This is a genomic window from Microbacterium sp. 13-71-7 (genome assembly GCF_002257455.1).
Lineage (GTDB): Bacteria > Actinomycetota > Actinomycetes > Actinomycetales > Microbacteriaceae > Microbacterium.
The window spans coordinates 1-7,148 of the sequence record NZ_NCKN01000208.1 but is presented as its reverse complement, the minus strand read 5'-3'; the positions used below and the strand labels follow the sequence as shown (position 1 = coordinate 7,148).

At 70.8% G+C, this 7,148-nt stretch carries 8 protein-coding genes; 3 read left to right on the top strand and 5 right to left on the bottom strand.

What is annotated here, in order from left to right; genetic code table 11:
- From B7X32_RS16575 to B7X32_RS16565, 3 genes are all read left to right on the top strand, one after another.
- On the top strand, positions 1-1,160 hold a 1,160-nt coding region (locus B7X32_RS16575; RefSeq protein WP_366247002.1), incomplete at its 5' end, for an LLM class flavin-dependent oxidoreductase.
- A 31-nt stretch (positions 1,161-1,191) separates the two neighbouring features.
- On the top strand, positions 1,192-2,277 hold the full coding sequence (locus B7X32_RS16570) for an LLM class flavin-dependent oxidoreductase (RefSeq protein WP_292722071.1): 1,086 nt from the start codon (positions 1,192-1,194) through the stop codon (positions 2,275-2,277).
- Positions 2,278-2,290: 13 nt separating this feature from the next.
- The gene (locus tag B7X32_RS16565) at positions 2,291-2,956 is read left to right on the top strand and encodes an NAD(P)-binding domain-containing protein (protein WP_292722070.1); all 666 of its coding nucleotides are present in this window, start codon (positions 2,291-2,293) and stop codon (positions 2,954-2,956) included.
- Between the two features lie 103 nt (positions 2,957-3,059).
- Here B7X32_RS16565 and B7X32_RS16560 read toward each other — a convergent pair whose 3' ends face one another.
- From B7X32_RS16560 to B7X32_RS16540, 5 genes are all read right to left on the bottom strand, one after another.
- On the bottom strand, positions 3,060-3,266 hold the full coding sequence (locus B7X32_RS16560; RefSeq protein ID WP_292722068.1) for a three-helix bundle dimerization domain-containing protein: 207 nt from the start codon (positions 3,264-3,266) through the stop codon (positions 3,060-3,062).
- A 137-nt stretch (positions 3,267-3,403) separates the two neighbouring features.
- The gene (locus B7X32_RS16555; RefSeq protein WP_292722066.1) at positions 3,404-3,931 is read right to left on the bottom strand and encodes a formaldehyde-activating enzyme; all 528 of its coding nucleotides are present in this window, start codon (positions 3,929-3,931) and stop codon (positions 3,404-3,406) included.
- A 58-nt stretch (positions 3,932-3,989) separates the two neighbouring features.
- Positions 3,990-5,471, bottom strand: coding sequence for an FGGY-family carbohydrate kinase (locus tag B7X32_RS16550; RefSeq protein WP_292722064.1), 1,482 nt, complete (start codon positions 5,469-5,471; stop codon positions 3,990-3,992).
- A gap of 3 nt (positions 5,472-5,474) precedes the next feature.
- Positions 5,475-6,938 carry an FAD-binding oxidoreductase gene (locus B7X32_RS16545; protein ID WP_292722061.1) on the bottom strand — a complete coding sequence of 488 codons (1,464 nt, stop codon included), beginning with the start codon at positions 6,936-6,938 and terminating at the stop codon, positions 5,475-5,477.
- A 38-nt stretch (positions 6,939-6,976) separates the two neighbouring features.
- Positions 6,977-7,148: SDR family oxidoreductase (locus B7X32_RS16540; protein WP_292722074.1), on the bottom strand; the 172-nt coding region annotated here is incomplete at its 5' end.

Here is a 7,148-nt window from a genome sequence, read left to right as displayed (position 1 = left end):
TTTCAGAGTTGACACGTCAATCCGGAGGGACCGGTGCGGCGGGAGAGGTCGTGATCGACATGGCAGGACTCGAGTTCGGACTGAACTCCTTCGGCGACGTCGCGACGGACGGCGGACGCGTGCTGTCGGATGCGGAGACGCTGCGGCTGATGGTCGAGGAGGCGCAGCTCGCCGAGTCGGTGGGGCTGGACGTCTTCAGCGTCGGCGAGCACTACCGCGAGGGCATGGTCGACTCGGCCACGCCCGTCCTGCTCGCGGCGGCCGCGCAGGCGACGTCGACGATCCGCCTCGGCACCTCGGTGACGGTGCTGTCGACGCAGGATCCGGTCCGGCTGTATCAGCAGTTCGCGACGGTCGACGGGCTCTCCGGCGGTCGCGCCCAGCTGGTGCTGGGCCGGGCGTCCGCGATCGAGTCGTTCCCGCTCTTCGGCTACGACATCGCCGATTACGAGGACATCTTCGAGGAGAAGCTCGACCTCTTCCTGCGTCTCATGCGGGAGGAGCGGGTGACCTGGTCCGGGAGCTATCGCAGCCCGCTCGAGGGCGTCCGGCTTCATCCGCGCATGCCGGAGGGCGGCATCCCCGCCTGGATCGGGATCGGGGGAAGCCCCGACTCCGTGGTCCGCGCGGCCCGGCACGGGCTGCCTCTGATGATGGCCATCATCGGCGGACGGCCCGAGCGCTTCGCCGGCCACGCGGAGCTGTACCTGAGGGCGCTCGCACAGTTCGGGCAGCCGGAGCTGCCGATCGCCCAGCACTCCCTCGGCTTCGTCGCCGACACGGACGAGGAGGCGAAGAACGTGCACTGGAAGCACTGGCAGCCGGTCGTGAAGCAGGTCAGCGAGGAGCGCGGGTTCTACCCGCCCACGGCCGAGCGCTATGCGGAGGAGGTCGACACCGGAGCGCTCTACGTCGGATCCCCGGAGACCGTCGCCCGGAAGATCGCCGGCATCGTGCGGGCGAACCACCTGTCCCGGTTCGACCTGAAGTACGACGTGCTGTACATGGATCGCGCGGCCCGCGCCCGCAGCATCCGCCTGTTCGGCGAACGGGTGGTGCCGCGGGTGCGCGAGCTGCTCGCGGACGACGCCGACGACTGGCGGCTCACCGGTCGCACCCCGGCGCAGATCGTCAAGGGCGGCAAGGCCGTCCACGCCTGAACCCACGAACGACATCCACGAGGAGAGAATCATGAACGACTTCGAAGGCCTGGAATTCGGCCTCGACACCTTCGGGGATCTGCCCCGCGACGACAGCGGCGAGATCACCACCTACGGCGCGGCGATCCGCGCGACCCTCGACGAGGCGATCCTCGCCGACGACATCGGCGTCGACGCCTTCGCGGTCGGCGAGCACCACCGGCCCGAGTTCGCGATCTCCACCCCGGAGACCGTGCTCGCGGGCATCGCCACCGCGACCGAGCGGATCCGGCTCGGATCCGGCGTGACGGTGCTGTCCTCGGACGACCCGGTGCGGGTCTTCCAGCGCTTCGCGACGGTCGACGCACTCTCGAACGGCCGCGCCGAGGTGATCCTCGGGCGAGGATCGTTCACCGAGTCCTTCCCGCTCTTCGGGTACGACCTGAAGGACTACGACCTCCTCTTCGAGGAGAAGATCGACCTGTTCAGCCACCTTCTCGACGAGAAGCCGGTCACCTGGGAGGGCACCACGAGGGCCGCCCTGCACGAGGCCGACGTGTTCCCGAAGACCGAGTCGGGGCGCCTGCGCACCTGGGTCGGCGTCGGCGGCACCCCGCAGTCCGTGCTGCGGACCGCCCAGTACGGGTTCCGGCTCATGCTCGCGATCATCGGCGGCGCGCCCGCCCGGTTCGCGCCCTACGTGGACCTGTACCGCCGCGCGACGGCCCAGCTCGGCACGCCCGCCCTGCCCGTCGGCATGCACTCCCCCGGCTTCATCGCCTCGACCGACGAGGAGGCGAAGGAGCTCTTCTACCCCGGCTACAAGGTGATCCGCGACCGGATCGGAGCCCTCCGCGGGTGGCCGCCGCTGCAGCGGCGCGAGTTCGAGGCGGACGTCGAGGGCGGATCCCTCTACGTGGGATCCGTCGAGACCGTCGCGCGCAAGATGGCCGCCGCCATCCGCGCGCTCGACGTGGGCCGCTTCGATCTCATCTACACCGCCGGCGGCGCGATGCGGGCGAGCGACCGGATGAGGACCGTCGAACTGTTCGGGACGCAGGTCGTCCCGATGGTCCGCGAGCTCCTCGCCGAGACGCCGGCGAGCGCGCCCAGGACCGGCACGGCATTCGGACTCTGAGAGCGAGGACATCATGGACGACAGCACCCGCACGATCGGAATACTCGGGGCCGGCAAGGTCGGCACCGTGCTCGCCCGGCTCGCGCTCGCGGCCGGTTACCGCGTGCTCATCTCCGGATCCGGGGATCCCGGACGGATCGCGCTCACGATCGACGTCCTCGCCCCCGGCGCCGTGGCGCGACGGCCGGAGGAGGTGGCGCGCGAGGCGGACCTCGTGATCCTGGCCCTGCCGCTCGGGAAGTACCGGCGCCTCCCCGTCGAGGAGCTGCGCGGCACTCTCGTGATCGACGCGATGAACTACTGGTGGGAGACCGACGGGATCCGCGACGACCTCGATGACCCTCGCTCCTCGACCAGCGAGATCGTGCAGGAGTTCCTCGCCGGATCCAGGGTCGTGAAGGCCCTGAACCACATGGGCTATCACGATCTCGAGGAGGAGGCCCGGCCCGCGGGATCCGCCGGACGCAAGGCGATCGCGATCGCCGGCGATCGCGAGGACGACCGCGCGCGCGTCGCCGCGTTCGTCGACCGCCTCGGGTTCGACCCGGTCGTCACGGGAGCGCTCGCCACCGGCGCCGTGCTCCAGCCCGGCCACCCGACGTTCGGCGCCGATCTGCCCGCCGACGAGCTGCGCGCCCTCATCGACGCCGCCGCCGCGGAGCGCGCGCTGTCCGCCTGACGGGCGTCCGGGCATGGCGCACGGCACCCGACCGGCGGTGCGCGGCCGGCCTGGTCTCACAAGGCGCCGGGCAGCGGGCCGGCGGCGCACGGCCGCCGCGGTCTCAGCGGACCGGTCGCTCGATCCGCGCCCGTGCCTCGCGCTCGACGAGGACGGGCACGAAGTCACGCACCCTCGCCTGCTCGAACGAGCGCTGCGCATCGCGGACCGCACCGTCGATCTCGATCTCGGCGGTCTGGGGGAACCTCGCCTGGAGACGCTCGATGACGTCGGCGATCGCCTTGTCCTCGTCGGACGGTTCTCGGGTCATGGCGCCATCGTCGGCTTCCGTCCGCCCCCGTGTCAAGCGCACCCCGAGGATCCACAGCGACTCCGTGGCACCCCATTACTCCGAGTCGTCCCCGTCAGCGGAGCCCAGAGCGTCCGCTCACGGGGACGACTCGGATTTCAGGCGCCGCCGTAGAAGGGGTGCGTGAGAGTATCGCGGGCCGCGACCTGGGCGGCGCGCACCTCCGCAGACAGGCCCGTCGCGGCCTCCGAGATGGCGGAGGCCGCCGCCTCGCGCGCGGCGTGCTTGACCGCGGTCTCGTCGTCGCAGGCGGGATCGATCCACAGCGAGACGAAGACGAGCGTGTCCTGGTCGCCGGAGACGACCCCCGCAGCGACCGCGTCGAGGACGCCCTGCGCGATGCCGACCTGGGCCGCCCCGAAGATCACCGTCTCGACCATGCCGCCCTCCTCGGCGAAGGACTTGGACAGGATCACCGTCGGCGGGTTCACCGTGACGTAGTGCTGCTGGCTCTCGCCGACGCACGCGAGGATCGGCGTGAAGCCGGCTCGAGGAGCGGTGAAGGCCGTGGTGATCGACGCCGCGGTCGGCGACCCTCGGCGCGCCAGCAGCACGTTGACGTGGACGCCGTTGGGCGCGGATCCGCCCCAGCCCTGCGCGAAGCGCCCGTCGATGTCGTCGTTCATCCGTCGTTCCTCTCCCCTGTTGTCCCTGTTGCCGATGTTCCCGTCGCGAAAGATGCCGCTATGAGTCGCCCAGAACGGCATCTTTCGCGACGGGAGGATCCGATGACCGCAGCGGATCCGGCCCGTGCTCGACCGCCCAGCGCGACAGCTCGGCGACGCGCGCGCGGATGCCGCGATGCCACTCGCGCAGGCGGCGGTACTCCGCGACGTCCTCGCCCTGGCGGGTCGTGTCTCCGAGCCGGACCATCGCCGCGATCGCGCTCTCCCAGTCCGGATGCACTCCGGCGCCGACGGCCGCGCAGACGGCGGCCCCGAGTCCCGCCGCGTCGTCGATCCCCGCCCGGTGCACGGGGAGGGCGAAGACGTCGGCGAGGATCCGCCGCATGGTGGCGGACTGCGCCCCGCCTCCGGTCACGATCAGCGCGGTGGGGGTGCGCCCCAGCTCGGTCGTCATCGCGTCGACGTGATCGGCCATGGTCAGCGCGATCGCCTCGAGGATCGCGCGGTACACGTGCGCACGCCCCTGCGGACCCGAGAAGCCCACGAGCGCCCCGCGCCGCCACGGCTCGTCGGCCGGTGCGAGCCAGTCGAGCACCGCGGCGACACCGTCGCTCCCCGGCGGGACCGCGGCCGCCTCGGCGTCCAGGAGCGCCTCGAGGTCGTACATCGTCTCGTCGGCGGACCCCTCCGGCTGCACCAGCCGGCGCAGCCAGCTGACCGTCCACATCCCGCGCCGCACGCCATGGCTCTCCGCGAGGTGCATCGCGGGCCGGGCGGCGAAGTTCGCCCAGAACGCCGCCCCGTGCTCCGGACCCGGACCCGCCGTCATCGCGGCGATGTACGTCCCGAGCGAGAGCAGCACCGTGTCCTCGCCTCCGGCACCGGCCCCGAGCGCCTCCACGGCCTTGTCGTTGGAGGTCGCGAACACCGGGATCCCCTCGGGCAGGCCCGTGAGCGCAGAGGCCCCGGGCGTCACCCGGCCGAGCTCCTCGCCGGGATCCCGGAGGTCGAAGAGCATCTCCCGTGGCATGCCCGTGGCCCGGTACGCCTCGGGGTCGTCCGACCAGCGCCAGCGCTCCGGATCGATCGGCCACACGCCCTGCAGATTCCCACTCGCATCCCTGCGCTCGCCGGTCAGCCGGTGCGAGACGTAGCCCGATGACGAGGTGATCCACCGCACGTCCCGCGAGCCGACGGCGTTCGCGTCGAACGGGAGCCCGACGCGCTCGTCCATCCAGCTCAGCAGCGGCTCGGCGAGCGTCCCGTCCTCGTGAAGGTAGGCGCGGCAGAACCGGATCGTGCACAGCCCGACTCCGACGATGCGGGAGCGGTCTCCGGAGAACCGGCCCAGAGCGGTCGCGCACGCCGTCGCGATCGACTCCCACACGTCGTCGTCAGGATGCACGGCGCGTCCCGGCACGCTCGTGTCGTAGGGTCGCAGCCCCACGCGCGCCGAGGCGTGCACGCGGCCGTCCTGATCGACCACGAGCACCTTGGTGCTCTGGGATCCGTTGTCGATGGCGACGAGGAACGACTCCACGCGTCAGGCCCCCAGAGGGTAGATGGTCCCCGGGTTCATGATGCCGTTCGGGTCGAGCGCCGACTTCAGACGCTCGAGCAGCACGTAGGCGCTGCCGTGCTCCTGCCGCGTCCACGGTGTGCGGTACTTGCCGATGCCGTGGTGGTGCACCATAGAGCCGCCCAGGCGCAGCGCCTCCTCCACGATGATGCCGTTGAGGGGCTCGTGGTACTCGGTGATCTCCTGCCGCGGCTCGCAGCGGATGTCGTAGTCGTACACGAAGTACAGGTTCGTGCCGGTCTGATAGCTGTGCGAGGAGTGCGCGCCCAGCATCGTCAGATCGGCCGCGCGAGGGAACTCGGTGCGGATCCGGTTCATCACCGCGCGGTACAGCTCGTCCGTGCGCGACCAGTCCACCGAGACCTCGGTCGTGTAGCCGAGGTGCGGGCGTTCCTGCATCTCCCGACGCTCGCGGTCGATCGCGCTCTGATCCCAGTTGAGATGCGCGAACCACTGCTCGATCAGGGCATCGTCCACGCGGATGTGCGGACGGTCGGCGAAGACCTGTTCGATCGCCGTGGCGGTGGCATCCGCGAGCGGCTTCGGACCCTCCGCGACCAGCACCACGACGTTCTTCCCGTCGGAGAAGTGGCTGAAATGCTGGCGCGCGTCCTCAGGGGAGTACACACGGCACACGGACGGCCGGTAGCCGGACGTGATGAGCTCGCGCAGCGCATCGACGCCCGCACCGAAGTCATCCATCAGGAAGCCGAAGAACCGGTTGTTCTCGGGCTGGTACCGGAACACCTTGATCGTCACCTCGGTGATGACGCAGAGCGCGCCCTCGTTGCCGACGACGATGTGCCGGATGTCCGGACCCGCCGCGCGCCGCGGGACGTTCTTGATGCGCGTCACGGTGCCGTCCGCGAGCACCGCTTCGAGTCCGACGATCATGTCCTCGATCCCGCCGTACAGGGTGGAGAACTGACCGATCGAGCGGGTCGCGGTGAGCCCGCCGTACTGCGCGAGCGGCTTGGACTGCGGGGAGTGCCCCGTGGTGAGGCCCTGGGCGCGCAGCTCGTCCTCGAGGCGCTGCAGCGGTACGCCGCACTGCACGGTCGCCATCATGTCGACCTGGTTGATGTCGAGGATCGCGTCCATCCGCGAGCCGTCGAGGACGATCGAGTCGGCGACCACGGTCTCCAGCCCTCCCTCGGTCGCCGTGCGCCCGGTGCGCGGCACGACCGCGACGAGGTTGTCGTTCGCGAAACGAAGGACGGCGGCCACCTCCGCGGTGCTGCCCGGGTAGACGATCGCGGAGGGGAACGGCCCGTCGAAGATGCCGTGCGCGGCCGTGTACTTCTTGAAGCGGTCGACGGAGGCGTCACGGAGGGCGGCGGGGTCGGTGTCGATCCGGTCGGGACCGAGGATGTCGGCGAGGCCTTCGACGATCTGGACGTTGCTCAGCGCGGAGCGGGATGCAGGCATTTCTCTCTCTCAGGGAAGGGGTGTCGAGTCGGATGGGGTCAGCGGACGAGGTAGCCGCCGTCGACCGTGAGCGTGTGCCCGTTGACGTAGTCGGAAGCGGGGCTGCAGAGGAAGACGAGTGGCCCCATGAGCTCTGCAGGGTCGCCCCAGCGCCCGGCTGGGGTGTGGTCGATGATGCGCTGGTTGCTCGCGCCGTCGGCACGGGTGGAT